Origin of the sequence: Mesorhizobium sp. M0217, assembly GCF_040321955.1 — a bacterium.
Lineage (GTDB): Bacteria > Pseudomonadota > Alphaproteobacteria > Rhizobiales > Rhizobiaceae > Mesorhizobium.
Genome location: NZ_JAMYSN010000027.1, coordinates 37,688 through 55,711, shown reverse-complemented (window position 1 = coordinate 55,711; position 18,024 = coordinate 37,688). Strand labels below are relative to the sequence as shown.

The window sequence follows — 18,024 nt, the reverse complement described above, 5'->3', positions numbered from 1 at the left end:
CCGTGGATTTGAAGGTCGTGGACGGACGATCGAAACCAAACATTAACCGTATTTCTTGAATGCCGGTTAACCCAAACGTGGTTACTGGGTGATCAACGAAATCACTCGAAATACGATCACTCGAATACGAAGGAGAGGCGGCATGGGCCGTATCGCAGCACTTACCAGAAACCCGGCGATGATCGCCCTGATCGCGATGCTCGCCATCACCGGTTGCGCCTCGAAGAAAACCCCGAACAACGCTGCCGATCTCGGTCTCAATGGCGCGGGTGCGGCAACGCCGGGCTCGGCGCAGGACTTCACCGTCAACATTGGCGACCGCATCTTCTTCGACACGGATTCGACCGCGATCCGCGCCGATGCGCAGACGACGCTGTCGCGCCAGGCGCAGTGGCTCAACCAATACAAGCAGTACGCCATCGTCGTCGAAGGCCATGCTGACGAACGCGGCACACGTGAATACAATCTGGCTCTCGGCGCCCGCCGCGCCGCCGCCACTCGCGACTTCCTGGTCGCCAGGGGCGTCTCGGCGAGCCGATTGAAGACGATTTCCTACGGCAAGGAACGTCCGGTCGCGGTCTGCGACGACATCTCCTGCTGGTCGCAGAATCGCCGCGCCGTCACCACGCTCTCCGGCGCCGGCTCCTGATGAGTAAGACGGCGGCCTTAGTCGCATAATTGCAACACCTCCATGCGAAAGGCGGCCTTGTGGCCGCCTTTTTTAGTTTCGGCCCCGGAAACAAACCCGGAAACAAAATTTGGCCGAAGTCTCGCCTCCTGCTAAGAGCCGAGGGCGTCGTGCCGGTCCCACTGTGATCGGAAGGCGCGAACAGGCTCACGATATTCACGGCGAGAGGCACATGCATTTCAGATCGGTCTTGAGCGGCACGCTTGCGCTGCTGCTCGTATCAGGCTTCGCGGCTTCCGCGAGCGGCACCGGACAACCCGCGGATAGCGGCTTTTCCTTCCATCTGCCGACGCTCGGCATTTTCGGCAAGAAGGAGAAGCCGGAGCAGCAACAGATCGCGCAGCAGCAGGACGGCACCGCCGCCGCGGGGCTGGAAGATCAGCTCCGGCAGATGAACGGCAAGCTCGAGGAACTCAACTTCCAGATCCTGCAGATGCAGGAGCAGATGCGCAAGCAGCAGGAAGACAACGAGTTCCGCTTCCAGCAGTTGGAAGGCGGCTCCAGCGGGCAGCCGCCGGCCCAGAAGAAATCGGAGGCCGCGCCGCAGGACGGTGGCGCGGGCACCGGCGTCGCCGAGGCCCCGGCAGACCAGGCGCCGGCCGATGCCGGCGCGCAGTCGGATGGCGGCCAGAGCGTCGGCGAGGTCATCGTCGAATCGCAGACCGGCGATCCCGGCAAGGTGATCAACGGCACGCCGCCCAAGACCTTCGGCACCATCACCGTCGACAAGAACGGCAATGTAATCGACGCCGGCGGCAACACGCAGGCAGCGGCGCTGGCGGAAGGTGCGGCTCCCGCCGCCGAGGCGCCGGCTGCCGGGGCTAAGACCGGCAAGTCGGACGGCACGGTGGTGGCGGCGCTGCCTGCCACCAACAACCCGGAAGAGATCTACCGCAACTCCTACCAGTTCATCCTGTCGGGCGACTACAGCACCGCCGAGCAGGGTTTTCGCGACCACATCGCCCGCTTCCCGAAGGACGCCAAGGCGGCGGACGCGCATTACTGGCTTGGCGAATCGCTGCTTGGCCAGCAGAAGTATCATGACGCTGCCGAGGTTTTCCTCTCCGCCAGCAAGGACTATCCGAAGGCCAAGAAGGCGCCTGACATGCTCCTGAAGCTTGGCGTGTCGCTGGTCGGCCTCAAGCAGAAGGATGTCGCCTGCGCCACCTTCGGCGAGATTGGCAAGCGCTATCCCGATATTTCGGCCGCGCTCAAGGAACGCGTCAAGCAGGAGAGGGCGCTGGCGGCGTGCTAGTCTTTGCCGTGTTGTCCCAGAACCGGGACCACTTTTGCGCGACATGCACTGATGCTCGATACCGAGCCTGACCTTTCGAATTTTTCGCAGATCGACTTTACCAACGGCGCGCTTGCGGCCGTGTCCGGCGGCAGCGACTCGACCGCCCTCCTTCTTCTCCTCAAGGCTCACCTCGACCGCAGCGCCCCGACCGCCCTGCTGCTGGCGGTGACGATCGACCACGGCCTGCGTCCGGAAGCAGCAGTCGAAGCGCGCAGCGTGGCAAAGCTTTGTGCCGAGCGCGGCATCGCGCACCGGACGCTCAACTGGTCCGGCGCCAAGCCGTCGGCCGGCCTGCCCGCGGCGGCGCGCGAGGCGCGCTACCGGTTGCTGGCCGAGGCAGCGCAGGCGCAAGGCATTGGTGTGATCGTGACCGGCCACACCGCCGACGACCAGGCCGAGACCGTCCTGATGCGAGCCGCGCGGAATGATGGGCGAGATCTCGGTGAAACGGCAGGCCGAGGTCTCGCCGGCATGGCGCCGGCCACCCTCTATGACTGGCGGATCTGGATCGCGCGGCCGCTGCTCGGCGTACGGCGCGCGGCGTTGCGCGCCTTCCTGCAGCGCGAACATGTCGGCTGGGCGGAGGATCCGACCAACATCGACACGAACTTCGAACGCCCGCGCATCCGGGCCGTGCTCGGCGAAGACCGGAGCGGGCAGCGTTTTGCCGAAGCGATCGGCCTTGCCAGGCGGGCCGCCGGCCAGCGCGAACAACTCGGCCGCCGTGCCGCCGCCCTGATCGGTGAATTTGCCAGCCGGCCGGCGAGGGGTCTCATCCGTCTCGATCCCGGTCTTGCCGAAGCTGACGACACGCGAGCCGCGGTCTATGCGCTGCGTGTCCTGCTGGCGGCGACGGGCGGCACCGCCTTGTTGCCGGACCAGGCGCGCGGCGAAGCGCTGTTCGAGCAAATGCGGGCCGGTCGGCTTTGCGCCACATTGTCGCGGGCGGTCGTCGATATCAGGCGAAACGGCATCTTCCTGCGCCGTGAATCGCGCGACCTGCCGCGTTCCGCGCCGATAGCTGGCACTCTGCTTTGGGACGGTCGCCGGCGGATCACGCCAGACATCGAAGCCGGGGCGATCACATTGGGCGACAGTTCGGGTGCATGGTTGATCGCGCCGCTTGGCGCTGCTGCCGCCGCCAAAACGCCGATTGCCGGGGATGGCGCGCCGCCAAGCCTTGTGCGCGCCGCCCTGGCTGCGGAACCGGCGCTATGGCGCGGCGGCGAATGCCTTGGTTTTGCAGGGGATGTAGCGGCGGCGGCGGCAATCGCCGTCAGTCCCGCCGTTGCGCCCTTTGCCCGTTTTCTGCCGTGCTTCGATCTGGTGTTGGCGCAGGCCGTGGCCGAGTTGATCGGCGCACCGCCTGTCTCGGCTTGCCCTTTGGCCGCCACAGTGCCGGTTGATCATGGCGCGAAAGCTTAACCCAGACGTGCTGTTATGCTTGGCAAGGGGGGGCGCTCTCCCTATGTTAGGCGCAAGTTTCCTCTCATGACGCGTGTCCCAGCGGGCACCAACGGGACAATTGATGAATCCGAATTATCGCAATCTCGCGCTCTGGGCGATCATAGCGGTCCTGCTCATTGCTCTCTTCAATCTGTTCCAGACGCCGCAGACTCGCGGGGCCTCGACCGACGTTCCCTATTCGCAGTTCCTGCAAGAGGTCGCGGCCGGCCGGGTCAAGACGGTGGTCATCGCCGGCGCCCGCATCACGGGCACCTACGCCGACAACGCCAATGGCTTCCAGACCTATTCGCCTGGCGATCCGCAGCTGGTCTCGCGGCTGCAGGACAAGAACGTCACCATCAATGCGCGGCCTGAGTCGGACGGTTCCAACTCGCTGTTCAGCTATCTGATCTCCTACCTGCCGATGATCCTGATCCTTGGCGTGTGGATATTCTTCATGCGCCAGATGCAGTCCGGCTCCGGCCGCGCCATGGGTTTCGGCAAGTCGAAGGCCAAGCTTCTCACTGAGGCGCATGGCCGCGTCACCTTCCAGGATGTCGCCGGCGTCGACGAGGCCAAGGAAGATCTGGAAGAGATCGTCGAGTTCCTGCGCGATCCGCAGAAGTTCCAGCGCCTCGGCGGCAAGATCCCGCGCGGCGTGCTTCTGGTCGGACCTCCCGGCACCGGCAAGACGCTGCTCGCCCGCTCCGTCGCCGGCGAGGCCAATGTGCCGTTCTTTACCATTTCGGGTTCCGACTTCGTCGAGATGTTCGTCGGCGTCGGCGCAAGCCGTGTCCGCGACATGTTCGACCAGGCCAAGAAGAATGCTCCCTGCATCATCTTCATCGACGAAATCGACGCTGTCGGCCGCCATCGCGGCGCCGGCCTCGGCGGTGGCAATGATGAGCGCGAACAGACGCTGAACCAGCTGCTGGTCGAGATGGACGGCTTCGAGTCCAACGAGAGCATCATCCTGATCGCCGCCACCAACCGGCCCGACGTGCTCGACCCGGCGCTGCTGCGTCCGGGCCGTTTCGACCGCCAGGTGGTGGTGCCGAACCCCGACATCGTCGGCCGCGAGAAGATCCTCAAGGTGCATGTGCGCAACGTGCCGCTGGCGCCGAATGTCGACCTCAAGGTGATCGCACGCGGCACGCCGGGCTTCTCGGGCGCCGACCTGATGAACCTGGTCAATGAATCCGCTCTGATGGCGGCGCGCCGCAACAAGCGACTTGTCACCATGGCCGAGTTCGAGGACGCCAAGGACAAGATCATGATGGGCGCCGAGCGCCGCTCGTCGGCCATGACCCAGGCCGAAAAGGAACTCACGGCCTATCACGAGGCCGGCCACGCCATCCTGGCGCTCAACGTGCCGTCGGCCGATCCGCTGCACAAGGCGACCATCATCCCGCGCGGTCGCGCGCTCGGCATGGTCATGCAGCTGCCGGAAGGCGATCGCTATTCGATGAGCTACAAATACATGATCTCGCGGCTTGCCATCATGATGGGCGGCCGCGTCGCAGAGGAGTTCAAGTTCGGCAAGGAGAACATCACCTCCGGCGCCTCTTCGGACATCGAGCAGGCGACAAAGCTGGCGCGCGCCATGGTCACGCGCTGGGGCTTCTCCGACAAGCTCGGCCATGTCGCCTATGGCGACAACCAGGAAGAGGTTTTCCTCGGCCATTCGGTGGCGCGCACGCAGAACGTCTCGGAAGAGACCGCGCAGATCATCGACGCCGAAGTGCGCCGGCTGATCGACGAGGCCTATGTCACGGCCAAGTCCATTCTGACCAAGAAGAAGAAGGAATGGATCGCTCTGGCGCAGGGCCTGCTCGAATACGAGACGCTTTCGGGCGAAGAGATCAAGCAGCTGATCGCCGGGCAGAAGCCCGCGCGAGATTTGGGGGATGACACCCCCACAAGCCGCGGCTCGGCTGTGCCGAAGTCCGGCCGCCGCAAGAAGGGTCCCGAGCCCGAAGGCGGCATGGAGCCTCAGCCGTCGAGCTGAGCTGACATCACTTGATGCAAGAAAACGCCGCGGCTCAATCCGCGGCGTTTTGCTATTCAGGGTCTCTCAAATAGCATGCGGGACGGATGCATTTGCTTTGCCGGGGCGCACACCGTCAGTCCGGCCAGCATGTTGCTTGCCCCATCTGGCCAGCGGGATCAGGGCATTGTCCAGCTCGATGCCGAATTCGGTAATCGAGTATTCGACCCTCGGCGGCACCTCGGGAAAGATTTCGCGATGGACGATGCCGTCGGCCTCCATTTCGCGCAGCTGTTGGATCAGCATCTTTTCGCTGATGTCAGGCACCAGCCGCTTCAGCTCACCGAATCGTGCCGGCGCCTTGTGAATCTGCCAGAGCAGTAGCGCCTTCCATTTGCCGCTGATGACCTCCAGCGCCGGCCCCAATCCGCAACTATCTGGCTGTTTCTTTCCCATGTTTCATCCAATTCTGAGCAATCGGTGGGTAGCTTACATTTTTGTCGGTACTTGAGAAAAACCAAGCCGGTCCATAGCTTCAAACCAGCTCGCCGGCATCGGCGAACACCACAACATCATATCGGTACCTCGCTTCGACCTGCAAAGGCCGTCGGCGGCCGGATTTTGTCAAAAAGGGATGGATCATGACACGATACGCAAACAAGAAGGCCGTTGTCATCGGCGGGACGCACGGCATGGGGCTCGCCGTTGCCGAAGCCCTGATCGAAAGCGGCGCCGAGGTCCTGGTCACCGGCCGCGACCAGCGCAACATCGAGGCCGCGCGAGTCAAGCTGTTTTCGCGAGCTCATGTCGTGCGGTCCGATATCTCAGACATGGCCGATATCGTCACGCTCGGTGCCGAAGTGGGGCAGAAGCTTGGCCAGATCGACTTCCTTCACGTCAATGCCGGGGTGGCCAATCTCGAACCCGTCGAGCGGGTCACCGAGGACAGTTACGATCGCACCTTCGACATCAACACCAAAGGCGCTTTCTTCACCGCGCAGCGCCTGCTGCCCCTCATCAGGGATGGTGGCGCCATAGTCTTCACCTCGTCGATCGCCGACGAATCCGGCACTGGCGGCATGAGCGTCTATTCCGGATCGAAGGCGGCACTGCGCGCCTTCGCCAAGGTCCTGGCCGCCGAGCTTCTGCCGCGCCGGATCCGCGTGAATGTGGTCAGCCCTGGTTTCATCGATACGCCGACGATGGGTGTGGCCGACGCGTCGGCCGAGGAGCGGGCCGCCTTCATGGCGATCGGCGACGCGGTCACGCCGATGAGGCGCCACGGCACGATGGAGGAGGTGGCGCGCGCAGTGCTGTTCCTGGCGTTCGACGCGACCTTCACCACGGGCGCGCGGCTGACCGTGGACGGTGGCCTTGGCCAGGACCTGAGCCCGACACCGGCGTAACCGCGCAACCAAACCAAGGAGAAGCAGAATGAGCGACATAACAGTAATCGGTCTCGGCGCCATGGGCACTGCGCTTGCCGAAGCCTTTCTGAACCAGGGACATGCGGTAACGGTGTGGAACCGTTCTCCGGCAAAGGCTGAGGCTTTGGCAGCCAAGGGCGCCATTGTGGCCAAGAGTGTCGAGGAAGCCGTCAGATCGAGTCCACTGATCGTGGCGTGCCTGCTTGTCTATGACACCGTTCGTGAGGTGCTCGGCCCAAGCCGAGACGCGCTGTCGGGCCGCACATTGGTCAATCTCACCAACGGCACGCCCGAGCAGGCGTGGGCGATATCGGCCTGGGCGGTGAGCCAGGGCGCCAGCTACATCGACGGCGGCATCATGGCGGTGCCGCCGATGATCGGCGGGCCGCACGCCTTGATTCTCTACAGCGGTTCGCGCCAGGCGTTCGATGCCTGTTCGGGGCAGCTCGGAGCGCTCGGCACCAGCAAATTCCTCGGTGAGGATGCTTGCCTCGCGCCGCTCTATGATATCTCGCTTCTGAGCGGCATGTACGGCATGTTCGCGGGCGTTCTGCAGGCGTTGGCATTGACGGGCGCAGCAGGGATCCCGGCCGGCGAGTTCATGCCGCTGCTGGCCTCCTGGCTTCAGTCGATGCAAGGCCTGCTGCCGAAGTGGGCGGAACAGATCGACAGTGGCGATCACACCAGCAATGTCGTTTCCAACCTGGGCATGCAGGCTGATGCCTACGTCAATCTCATCGATGCCAGCAGGTCGGCTGATGTCAGCACCGAACTCGTCTTGCCGATGCAAAGCCTGATGAAGCGCGGGGTGGCTGCCGGCCAGGCCAATGCCGATCTTACAAGCCTGGTCGCACTGCTCCAGCTCTCGAAACAAGGCGCTTGACGGGGCAAGACCCAAGAGAAGGCCCGCCAACCTTGCGGTTGGGGGCCTTCGATCTTCAAACGCTGCTGGTCGATCAGCTCTTCAGCTTGGCGTTGCAGAGGCTGTAATAGCCGCCGCCCTTCTGGATCCAGCGAAGGCCGTTCAACGTACCCGCGTCCTTGTTGCCGTGGTAGCCCTGCAGGCAGGTCTTCATACGCGCCTTCGAGGGCTTCTCGGTCTTGAATTCGGCGGCTAGGGTGGTCGGGAATGTCACGCCCGTCGGCGCTACAGCGGGGGCGACCGCCGCGCTGGTTTCCTTCTGCGACTGCGGCTCGGTTTTGACCGCATCCGCATTGGCACTCTCCGCAGCTGACGTCGCGCATTTCTCGGTGCGGAAAGCGGTCCAATCCATGCCGTTCAGAGTGCCGCCTTCCTTGGCTGTGCGATAGGCCTCGCCGCATTCCTTCATCGTCAGTGCGCTTGCAGGGGCGACGCTCCAAGCAATCCATGCCGTCACAGCCAATGCCGCCAATTTCAATCTGGACATAAGACCCTCCTGGTGTACAAAAGTTCGATGTCCTTTTGTATACCATTTGTTCTCCGTATGTTCAACTGGAATCTTTGCGAACCACCGATATGTCTGGGGTGGGCAGTGTGGGCGAATAGATGATGCCGACAGCTTCCGCGATATGTAAACGCGATCAACGCCGGGTGTGTTCGAGCGCAATAAAAAGGCCCGCGCATGCTGCGATGCGCGGGCCTTTGTCTGGAGAATATGGCTACGCGATCAGCTCTTCAGCTTGGCATTGCAGAGGCTGTAGAAGCCGCCGCCCTTCTGGATCCAGCGCAGGCCATTGAGCGTGTTGGCGTCCTTGTTGGCATAATACACCTCGAGGCAGGTATGCATGCGGCCCTTGGCCGGCGTCTCGCTGGCGTATTTCTTTGAGATCGCGGCCGGGAACTTGACACCTTTGGGAGCGCTGACCGAGGGCTTCTCGGGCTCGCTGGTATAGGTCGCCTCGCTCGGAGCCGGCACGGTGTCGTCGTCATCTGCGCCTGCGCCGCATTCGGCCTTGCGGAAGTCGTTCCACTTCTTGCCGCCCAGCGTGTTGGCAGACTTGGCAGCCTGGTACTTGGCGCTGCAATCGGCCATGCTCAGGCCCTTGCCGCTGCTGTCGGCAGCTGCCTTGGTGGTTGCCTTGGCGGGTGCTGCCGCGGCCGAGGCCCCGGCGGCGCATTCGGCCTTGCGGAAGTCGTTCCACTTCACGCCGTTCAGCGTGCCGGCGGCCTTTGCCGCCTGGTATTTGGTGCTGCATTCCTTGGCCGTCAGGCCCTTGGCGCCATCGTCGGTTGTGGCTGCGGCCTTGGTCGTGGCTTTGGCCGGTTCTGCCGCGGCGGATGCGCCGGCGGCGCATTCGGTCTTGCGGAAGTCGTTCCACTTTGCGCCATTGAGCGTACCGGCGGCCTTGGCAGCCTGGTACTTAGCGCTGCATTCCTTGGCCGTCAGACCCTTGGCGCCGTTATCAGCAGCGGCGGCCTTGGTCGTGTCCGTCTTGGCCGCAGCGGCCTTCTTGGCCGCCGGCTTTGCGGTCTCGGTGGTGGCCGCCGCGTCGGTGCCGCACTCGGCCTTCCGATACTGATTCCAGGTCTGCCCGTTCAGCGTGCCGGCGTCCTTGGCGGCATTATACTTGGTACTACACTGGGCCATGGTCAGCGCGCTGGCGGGCGCCGCCATGAACCAGGTTGCGACGGCAAGACCCGTCAAAGTTGCAAGTCGGTGGATGAGCATGGCGTTCTCCCGTTGCTGCGCCCATAGGTTGTACCTGTGTCAATCAATAGCTCTCAACGCTAGGCTGCGCCAGATGCTAAACGGCGTTCTCCCGATAAGGTGATGACCCTTGCGATCTGCCCCTCCAACAGTCCGGCTTACCGGCCCAATCTGCGCAGTGTGGCCCAGTGTGAATGTTATATTGCGGCAACACCGTGTCATGATACGCTGCCAACGCTCCGAACAGCCTGCTACAATGATTTTCTAAGAATTGGTAATATACAATCACACAATGTGATAGTCGGGCTCGGACCAATTGTGGCATTACGAGCCGGCTGAAAACCGACGGGGATTCTGGCAAGCATGGCAGGACGTTATTTTGGCACCGACGGCATTCGCGGGCGCGCCAACAAGTTTCCGATGACGGCTGAGATCGCGATGCGGGTCGGCATGGCCGCCGGCCTCTCGTTCCAGCGCGGCAGCCATCGCCACCGCGTCGTGCTCGGCAAGGATACCAGGCTGTCCGGCTACATGATCGAAAACGCCATGGTGTCCGGCCTGTGCGCGGCCGGCATGGATGTGTTCCTGCTCGGCCCGATCCCGACACCGGCGGTCGCCATGCTGGTACGCTCGCTGCGTGCCGATATCGGCGTCATGATCTCGGCCTCGCACAATCCCTATTACGACAACGGCATCAAGCTGTTCGGTCCCGACGGGTACAAGCTCTCCGACGAGATCGAGGAGCGCATCGAGAGCATGCTCGACAAGGATATCGAACTGGCGCTCGCCGATTCCGACGGACTTGGCCGCGCCAAGCGCGTCGACGGCGTGCATGACCGCTACATCGAATTCGCCAAGCGCACGCTGCCGCGCTCAATGTCGCTGTCGGGTCTCAGGATCGTCGTCGATTGCGCCAACGGCGCGGCCTACAAGGTGGCGCCAGCAGCACTTTGGGAACTGGGCGCCGAGGTCATTGCCATCAATGTCGATCCGAACGGTTTTAACATCAACAAGGAATGCGGCTCGACCCATCCGGCCGGCCTGCAGAAGAAGGTGCATGAAGTGCGCGCCGATATCGGCATCGCACTCGACGGCGATGCCGACCGTGTCGTCATCGTCGACGAGAACGGCACCATCGTCGACGGTGACCAGATCATGGCGCTGATCGCCGAGTCCTGGCACCAGAGCGGGCGACTGGCCGGCGGCGGCGTCGTCTCGACGGTGATGTCCAATCTCGGCCTCGAACGCTTCCTTGGCGACATGAAGCTGCAGCTGCATCGCACCAAGGTCGGCGACCGCTATGTCGTGGAACATATGCGCGCGCACGGGTTGAATGTCGGCGGCGAGCAGTCGGGCCACATTGTGCTGTCCGATTTCTCGACCACTGGCGACGGGCTGGTCTCGGCTCTGCAGGTGCTGGCCTGCATCAAGCGGCAGAACCGGCCGGTCAGCGAATTGTCGAAGAAATTCGAGCCGGTGCCGCAGCTGTTGAAGAATGTCCGCATCGCCGGCGGCAAGCCGCTTGAGGAAGCCACGGTCAAGGCGGTGATCGAAGACGCGCGCAACCGTCTCGGCAAGGCCGGCCGCCTGGTCATACGGCCCTCCGGCACCGAGCCGCTGATCCGCGTCATGGCCGAGGGCGACGACCCACAGCTGGTCGAGGCCGTGGTCAACGACATCGTCGACATTATTTCGGAAACGCGTAGCGCCGCCTGATTGCGCTGCGTCCAACGGCAGGGGCGAACTGCCGGCTCAAGACTTCAAGCCCGCCTGCAGGCGGGCTTTTTGTTTCGGCCAGGGTTGGTCCCAGCGTTATGCCGGCGGAGACAGTTTGCTAAAATGTCGAGAATTCGTGGTTAATCGACAGGGTTAAACGCCTTTTAACTTTTCCAATTCATTATCCACAACTGAGGTCAATCACATTCGGGCAAGTTGGACTTTCCCGACGGTTCTCAGGGGTGACAAACATGTTCAATACAGCAAAAAAGGCCCTCCTTGCCGCGCTGTTCGCAGGTGTGGCCGGGCCAGTATTCGCCGCCGATCTGGCGGAGCCGCCGGTGGTCGAAGAGGCGCCGGCGCCGATCGCCTACGAGCAGCCGGCCGATTTCGGCGGCTGGTACATCCGCGGCGACATCGACTATCATAAATCGGATTTGCGCGGCATCGACTATATCACCTACGGGCCGCCTCCCGGCAGCAATGTTTTCGATTCCGGCGAGCTTAAGGGCGGCTTCTCACTCGGCGCCGGCATTGGCTACAAGATCAACGATCATTTCCGTACCGACCTGACAGCCGACTATTGGTTCGCTTCGGACTTCAACGGATCAACCAACGATGGCGTTACGACATCGGTCGAAGTGTCGAAAATGAGCGCATTGCTGCTCTTGGCCAACGCCTATTACGATATCGGTACCTGGCACGGCATCACGCCTTATGTTGGCGCTGGCATCGGCGGCGCGCACGTCAAATGGGATACCGTCCACGACCCGAACACAACCGAGACCAACCCCGGGTCGAAGAATTGGCGCTTTGCCTACGCGCTCATGGCCGGCGCGTCCTATTGCCTTACCGACAGGGTGATCCTGGATGCCGGCTATCGCTACTCTCACATTGAGGGGGGCCGCATGTTCGACTTCGACGTGAGCAGTTCCGGGCCCGGCTTCGACCATGGCATCAACACACATGAGGTACGAGGCGGTCTGCGCTATCAGTTCGGCGGCAATAATGGTTGCACATCGCCGGAGCCCTACGTTCCAGAGCCGGAGCCGATCTACACCAAGTAGTCGCTTCGAAATCCAGGAATTCGCGAACCGCCCGGTCTTGCCGGGCGGTTTTCGTTTGCCGATGTTTGCGCGTTTTCAACCGGCCGCGTGTGCCGAAGAAACCCAATCGAAATCAATTCGGTACGCCGCGTTATCCTTAACCCTGACTTAACCACTATGGTTAACAATGCTTGGTGAAACGGCGCTTGCGATCAAAATGACGGGCGCCAATTTCAGGAGCCGGGGACCCATGAATTTCAAATCGCTGACAGCGCCGGCGCTCGCCGCACTCGTCCTTGTGCCGCTGACGCCGGCGCAGGCCGCGGACTACGATCCGCCGATCTATGTCGATCAGGCGCCGGACTATCAACCGGTCGAGGTCGGCTCGGGCTGGTATCTGCGCGGCGACGTCTCTTATCTGGCGCAGAAGAGCTACGAGGATCAGGATTTCACCTTCGCCCCCGCGAGCTTCAGCGAGAAGCAGGATCCGGCCTTTGCCAGCATCGGCTTCGGCTACCACTTCAACGACTATCTGCGCGGCGACGTCAATCTTGGCTATCTGCCCGGCAACAAGATCGGCGTCGGCTTTGACGATTCGGCGACGCCGCCGCCGGGTGGTGCGACCATCGCGTCGGCATCGCTGCAAAATTATTCCCTGTCGGGCATGGTCAATGGCTATGTCGATCTCGGCACTTATGTCGGGATCACGCCCTACCTCGGCGCCGGCATTGGGCTGGTCCGGAGCAAATACAAGCTGTCGGCGAGTTACTTCACCGACAATGTCGACCCTACGGATGATTTCGTCCGGAACGACAACAAGACCCAGTATTCCCTCGCCTACACGCTGGATGCGGGCCTGGCCTATCAGGTGACCAAGAATGTTTCTGTAGATCTCGGCTACCAGTACTTCTCCGCGCCGGATGCCGAATATGTCACGGCCGAGAGCCTGACCTCCTATCCGATCCGCAAGGGCATCAGCAATCATCAGGTCAAGCTCGGCCTGCGCTACGACCTCTGGTAGGAAGCTTGCTGTTCGGAAGCCCAACGGCGGATCTCTTCGATCCGCTGTTTGCGTTTTAGCCCACGACATGCTGATCCCGTATCGCCGGTATCCCGCCAGCGACAAAAACTTTCCTCTTGACGCCTGAGGGCTGAACGCATATCGCCGTCCGTGGGCCACCCCTCCCCAACGAGGGGCCACTATCTGGAAGGATAGACCACGATGACGACGCATACGAAGCCCGGACTCCGTCCGGCAAACCCCAATTTCTCCTCAGGTCCCTGCGCAAAACGCCCCGGCTGGTCGGTCGAGGCACTGAAGAATGCTGCGCTCGGCCGTTCCCACCGCGCCAAGATCGGCAAGACCAAGCTCGAACAGGCGATCGAGCTGACGCGCGAGATTCTCCAGGTTCCGGCCGATTACCGCATCGGCATCGTGCCGGCGTCGGACACGGGTGCTGTCGAGATGGCGCTGTGGTCGCTGCTCGGTGAACGCGGTGTCGACATGGTGGCATGGGAAAGCTTTGGCTCCGGCTGGGTCACCGACGTGGTCAAGCAGCTGAAGCTAGTCGATATCAGAAAGATCGAGACAGGCTATGGCGAGCTGCCGGATCTCACCAAGATCGATTTCGACCGCGATGCGGTCTTCACCTGGAACGGCACGACCTCAGGCGTGCGCGTACCGAATGGCGATTTCATTCCAGCCGACCGCAAAGGCCTGACCATCTGCGACGCGACCTCGGCCGCATTCGCGCAGAGGCTCGATTTCCAGAAGCTCGATGTCGTCACTTTCTCCTGGCAGAAAGTGCTGGGCGGCGAGGGCGCACACGGCATGCTGATCCTGTCGCCGCGCGCCGTCGAGCGACTGGAAACCTACAAGCCGGCGTGGCCGCTGCCGAAAATCTTCCGCCTGACCTCGGGCGGCAAGCTGATCGAAGGCGTCTTCAAGGGCGAGACCATCAACACGCCGTCGATGCTGTGCGTCGAGGACTATCTCGATGCACTTCATTGGGCGAAGTCGATCGGCGGTCTCGATGCCTTGATTGCCAGAGCCGATGCCAATGCCGCCGTGCTCGATGGCTTTGTCGACAAATCGTCCTGGCTAGGCCATCTCGCGGTCGATGCGGCGACACGGTCCAACACGTCCGTATGTCTGTCCTTCACCGACGCCGATGTCGCGGCGCTCGACGCCGACGGGCAGGCGGCTTTCGCCAAGGCGATCGTCTCTGTGCTCGACAAGGAAGGCGTCGCGTACGACATCGGCTCCTATCGTGACGCACCTTCCGGTCTGCGCATCTGGTGCGGCGCCACCGTCGAGACCTCCGATCTCGAAGCGCTGCTGCCTTGGCTCGACTGGGCCTTCGCCACGCAGAAGGCTTCGCTGAAGGCCGCAGCCTGAGATTTCGTGGTGGCCTGCGGGCCGCCCTTTCCCGACAATCCAATTCAAGGAGGCCGCCATGGCGCCCCGCGTTCTCGTCTCTGACAAACTCTCCACCACCGCCGTCCAGATATTCAAGGACCGCGGCATCGAGGTCGACTATTTGCCCGATCTCGGCAAGGACAAGGAAAAGCTGCTTGAAGTCATCGACCAGTATGATGGTCTTGCCATCCGCTCGGCGACCAAGGTCACGGAAAAACTGATCAACGCCGCGACAAGACTCAAGGTCGTCGGCCGCGCCGGCATCGGTGTCGACAATGTCGACATCCCCGCGGCGAGCCGCAAGGGCATCATCGTGATGAACACGCCTTTCGGCAATTCGATCACCACAGCCGAACATGCGGTGGCGATGATCTTTGCACTCGCACGGCAGATCCCGGAGGCCAATGCCTCGACCCATGCCGGCAAATGGGAAAAGAACCGCTTCATGGGCGTCGAGATCACCGGCAAGACGCTGGGTGTCATCGGCTGCGGCAATATCGGCTCGATCGTCGCCACGCGCGGGGTCGGCCTGAAAATGCATGTCGTTGCCTTCGACCCGTTCCTGTCGGACAAGCGCGCCGAGGAACTCGGCGTCGACAAGGTCGAGCTGGACGAGCTTTTCGCCCGCGCCGATTTCATCACGCTGCACACGCCGCTGACCGACAAGACGCGCAACATCATCGACGCGGCGGCGATCGCCAAGATGAAGAACGGCGTGCGCATCATCAATTGCGCGCGTGGCGGGCTCATCGTCGAGGCCGACCTGGTCGCGGCGCTGAAGAGCGGCAAGGTGGCGGGCGCCGGCGTCGATGTGTTCGAGGTCGAACCGGCGGAAAACAATGCGCTGTTCGGCATGGAGAATGTGGTGGCAACGCCGCATCTCGGCGCCTCGACAGCGGAAGCGCAGGAAAACGTTGCGCTGCAAGTAGCCGAGCAGATGGCCGACTATCTGATCAAGGGTGCGGTTTCGAATGCCATCAACATGCCCTCGATCACGGCCGAGGAAGCACCGCGGCTGAAGCCGTTCGTCAAGCTCGCCGAAGTGCTCGGCGCCTTTGTCGGCCAGGTCACCGAGGACCCGATCAACGAGGTCGAGATCCTGTTCGATGGCTCGACCGCGACGATGAACACGCGTGCCCTGATCAGTGCCGCGCTTGCCGGACTGATCCGGCCGCAGGTCGCCGACGTCAATATGGTGTCGGCGCCGATCATGGTGAAGGAGCGCGGCATCATCGTCGCCGAGGTCAAGCGCGACAAGTCGGGCGTGTTCGACGGCTACATCAAGCTGACGGTGAAGACCGAGCACATGACGCGCTCGATTGCCGGCACCTGCTTCTCCGACGGCAAGCCGCGCTTCATCCAGATCAAGGGCATCAATCTCGACGCCGAGGTCGGCCAGCACATGCTCTACACAACCAATGCCGATGCGCCCGGCATTATCGGCCTGCTCGGCACGGTGTGCGGCGAGAATGGCGTCAACATCGCGAACTTCCAGCTCGGCCGTAACCGGCCGGGCGGCGACGCGATTGCGCTGCTCTATCTCGACGCGCCGTTCCCGGAAAAAGTGCTGGAACAGGTAAAGGCGCACAAGTCGATAGACTCGGCCAAGCGGCTGCAGTTCGACGTCAACGCGATGTAGTTGACGGCGTGGCGGATGCGGCGGTCCTCCCCCATCATTGGGGCGGCCGCCGCACAGGCCGGTTCAGGTCAATTCGTCTGAGCCGTCGGAGACGCCCACGCGATGCCGATAGACCAATTCCCAGCCCTTCCAGCCTGTAAACAGCAGGACCAGAACCACGATCAGCGACAAGATAAAGCCGGTCGGGATCACGGCCGCCGCTCCAGCGACATAACGCGAGTACCAGTTATAAAGCTCGATCAGCACGACGAGAACGTTGCCGCCGGCATGGAGCCATGCCGTCGTGAGATTGCGGATCCGAACATCGCCGAGAACATCCGTCAGGCCGGTAAGAGCGGCCAAGGCGCCCATGATCAGGCCGGCGCCGAGAAGCCAAAGCGATCCGGTGACCCACCCTGGATCGGCTGTTTGCCAGAAAATCAGATCGCAAACGAAGGTGCCGACAAAGAAGGCGATCGGAAACGGAATCAGCATTGGATGAATGGGGTGACCGGCAATGCTTGCCGTGCTGCGAGGGTTGTGGCTCATCTTGTTGCCTCCCTCCCCAGCAAACTCCGCCAGAGGTAAAATGTTCCAGGTCGGCGCGCGGCAGCAGTTATCCCGACGGCGGCGCAGCGCGGCAGCGGCCAAATGTTATCCGCAGCGGTTCGGTGCCGACATCTTGCGCCCGCTGTATTCGGCGAGCGAAATGCCGCCCAGCACCAGGACGAGCGCCAGCGCCTGGTAGAGCTGGAATGTCTCGCCGACGATCAGCACTGACAGCAACGTGCCGAAGATCGGCACCAGATTGATGAACAGCCCGGCACGGTTGGCGCCGATCAGTTCGTTGCCCCTGATGTAAGTGATCTGCGAAATGACCGAAGCGCCGATCGCGGTATAGACGATGACCACCCAGCCGCTGATATCGGGGACGATAACCTTGCCGGCGGCGACCTCCCACAGGAAGAACGGCAGCGAGGTGATGAGGGCAGCGATCGCCAGGGACAACATCAGGCTCTGCCAGCGCATCACCGGCTTCAGCCGCAGCCCGACCGAATAACCGCTGTAGAGGACGACCGCGACCAGCATGATGGCGTCGCCGAAATTGAGTTCCAATGTGAGCAGCCGGCGCGGATCGCCGTGGCAGGCAGTCAAGATGACACCGAAGATGGTCAGCACCACGCCCGCAATCTGCGCCCAGCTCACGCGCAGGCGGAAGAAGAAGAAATTGGCAATGATGATCAAGACCGGCATCGCCGCCTGTTCGATCGAGACATTGATCGCCGTCGTGTAGTTGAGCGCGGTGTAGAAAATGGTGTTGAATAGAGTGAAGCCGCTGGCGCCAAGTGCAGCCAGGACGAACCAGTGTTTGCGCACCACCGGCCAGTCCTCCCTGATCGTGCGCCAGCCGATCGGCAGCAGGATCGCGACGGCCAGCACCCAGCGCAGGAAGACCAGCGTCATCGGCGAGACGTGACCGACCGCCAGCTTGCCGGCGACGGAATTGCCGCCCCACAGCAAGGTGGTCAGCAGCAGGAACAGGTAGGCGCGTCGATGCATGCGGGATTCCGGCCGCCTGGGAAGTTGTGTTTGCCGGCCTATTGCCCCCGCCGACGCAAGTAAATGATGTCAAAGCCGAAAATTGTTGTGCCTCAGGGCATTTTCGACGGCAAAGAAAGGTCGCGCTTGCGAGGTCTTGACGCTATAGAGGCCTGTCGTTTCGAACCATATCCAGGCCGCCAGGGCGGCA

General features: G+C 62.5%; 16 protein-coding genes. 11 read left to right on the top strand and 5 right to left on the bottom strand.

The features are described from left to right. The first annotated feature begins 142 nt into the window (after positions 1 to 142). The 4 genes from pal to ftsH all read left to right on the top strand — a co-directional run bounded on the left by pal (position 143) and on the right by ftsH (position 5,439). The gene (pal, locus tag NKJ18_RS27875; RefSeq protein WP_023684182.1) at positions 143 to 649 is read left to right on the top strand and encodes a peptidoglycan-associated lipoprotein Pal; all 507 of its coding nucleotides are present in this window, start codon (positions 143 to 145) and stop codon (positions 647 to 649) included. Positions 650 to 860: 211 nt separating this feature from the next. Beyond that, complete coding sequence (gene ybgF / locus NKJ18_RS27870; RefSeq protein WP_352760772.1) at positions 861 to 1,943, top strand: tol-pal system protein YbgF; 1,083 nt, start codon at positions 861 to 863, stop codon at positions 1,941 to 1,943. A 51-nt stretch (positions 1,944 to 1,994) separates the two neighbouring features. Continuing rightward, complete coding sequence (gene tilS / locus NKJ18_RS27865) at positions 1,995 to 3,410, top strand: tRNA lysidine(34) synthetase TilS (protein WP_352444891.1); 1,416 nt, start codon at positions 1,995 to 1,997, stop codon at positions 3,408 to 3,410. Positions 3,411 to 3,513: 103 nt separating this feature from the next. Beyond that, a complete protein-coding gene (gene ftsH / locus NKJ18_RS27860; RefSeq protein WP_023673598.1) occupies positions 3,514 to 5,439 on the top strand; it encodes an ATP-dependent zinc metalloprotease FtsH in 1,926 nt (641 codons plus the stop codon). A gap of 66 nt (positions 5,440 to 5,505) precedes the next feature. On the opposite strand, the gene NKJ18_RS27855 is transcribed toward ftsH, so the two are convergent. After that, a complete protein-coding gene (locus NKJ18_RS27855) occupies positions 5,506 to 5,844 on the bottom strand; it encodes a winged helix-turn-helix transcriptional regulator (protein ID WP_023703179.1) in 339 nt (112 codons plus the stop codon). Between the two features lie 215 nt (positions 5,845 to 6,059). Here NKJ18_RS27855 and NKJ18_RS27850 point away from each other — a divergent pair, with 215 nt between their 5' ends. Together NKJ18_RS27850 and NKJ18_RS27845 are read left to right on the top strand one after the other, a co-directional pair. Beyond that, a complete protein-coding gene (locus NKJ18_RS27850; RefSeq protein ID WP_023726186.1) occupies positions 6,060 to 6,824 on the top strand; it encodes an SDR family oxidoreductase in 765 nt (254 codons plus the stop codon). Positions 6,825 to 6,852: 28 nt separating this feature from the next. Next, a complete protein-coding gene (locus tag NKJ18_RS27845) occupies positions 6,853 to 7,728 on the top strand; it encodes an NAD(P)-dependent oxidoreductase (RefSeq protein WP_023742246.1) in 876 nt (291 codons plus the stop codon). 73 nt (positions 7,729 to 7,801) lie between these two features. Here the strand turns inward: NKJ18_RS27845 and NKJ18_RS27840 are convergent, their stop codons facing one another. Together NKJ18_RS27840 and NKJ18_RS27835 are read right to left on the bottom strand one after the other, a co-directional pair. After that, entirely contained in the window at positions 7,802 to 8,254 is a 453-nt protein-coding gene (locus tag NKJ18_RS27840; RefSeq protein WP_023688968.1) for a hypothetical protein, read from the bottom strand. Positions 8,255 to 8,494: 240 nt separating this feature from the next. Next, positions 8,495 to 9,496 (bottom strand): hypothetical protein, encoded by a 1,002-nt coding sequence (locus NKJ18_RS27835; RefSeq protein WP_352760767.1) that lies wholly within the window; start codon positions 9,494 to 9,496, stop codon positions 8,495 to 8,497. A 342-nt stretch (positions 9,497 to 9,838) separates the two neighbouring features. Here NKJ18_RS27835 and glmM point away from each other — a divergent pair, with 342 nt between their 5' ends. The 5 genes from glmM (at position 9,839) to serA (ending at position 16,295) form a co-directional block, all read left to right on the top strand. Beyond that, positions 9,839 to 11,191, top strand: coding sequence for a phosphoglucosamine mutase (gene glmM / locus NKJ18_RS27830; protein WP_023673591.1), 1,353 nt, complete (start codon positions 9,839 to 9,841; stop codon positions 11,189 to 11,191). Positions 11,192 to 11,442: 251 nt separating this feature from the next. Beyond that, on the top strand, positions 11,443 to 12,258 hold the full coding sequence (locus tag NKJ18_RS27825; protein ID WP_023684191.1) for an outer membrane protein: 816 nt from the start codon (positions 11,443 to 11,445) through the stop codon (positions 12,256 to 12,258). 229 nt (positions 12,259 to 12,487) lie between these two features. Continuing rightward, positions 12,488 to 13,258 (top strand): outer membrane protein, encoded by a 771-nt coding sequence (locus tag NKJ18_RS27820; protein WP_023684192.1) that lies wholly within the window; start codon positions 12,488 to 12,490, stop codon positions 13,256 to 13,258. A 201-nt stretch (positions 13,259 to 13,459) separates the two neighbouring features. Then, positions 13,460 to 14,635 (top strand): phosphoserine transaminase, encoded by a 1,176-nt coding sequence (locus tag NKJ18_RS27815; RefSeq protein ID WP_023742248.1) that lies wholly within the window; start codon positions 13,460 to 13,462, stop codon positions 14,633 to 14,635. A gap of 58 nt (positions 14,636 to 14,693) precedes the next feature. Continuing rightward, positions 14,694 to 16,295 carry a phosphoglycerate dehydrogenase gene (gene serA, locus NKJ18_RS27810; RefSeq protein WP_023688974.1) on the top strand — a complete coding sequence of 534 codons (1,602 nt, stop codon included), beginning with the start codon at positions 14,694 to 14,696 and terminating at the stop codon, positions 16,293 to 16,295. A 63-nt stretch (positions 16,296 to 16,358) separates the two neighbouring features. Here the strand turns inward: serA and NKJ18_RS27805 are convergent, their stop codons facing one another. Further along, positions 16,359 to 16,823: a DUF2231 domain-containing protein gene (locus NKJ18_RS27805; protein ID WP_023742249.1), complete on the bottom strand. Its 465-nt coding sequence runs from the start codon at positions 16,821 to 16,823 to the stop codon at positions 16,359 to 16,361. 105 nt (positions 16,824 to 16,928) lie between these two features. Further along, positions 16,929 to 17,834 (bottom strand): DMT family transporter, encoded by a 906-nt coding sequence (locus NKJ18_RS27800; protein WP_023742250.1) that lies wholly within the window; start codon positions 17,832 to 17,834, stop codon positions 16,929 to 16,931. Between the last annotated feature and the right edge of the window lie 190 nt (positions 17,835 to 18,024).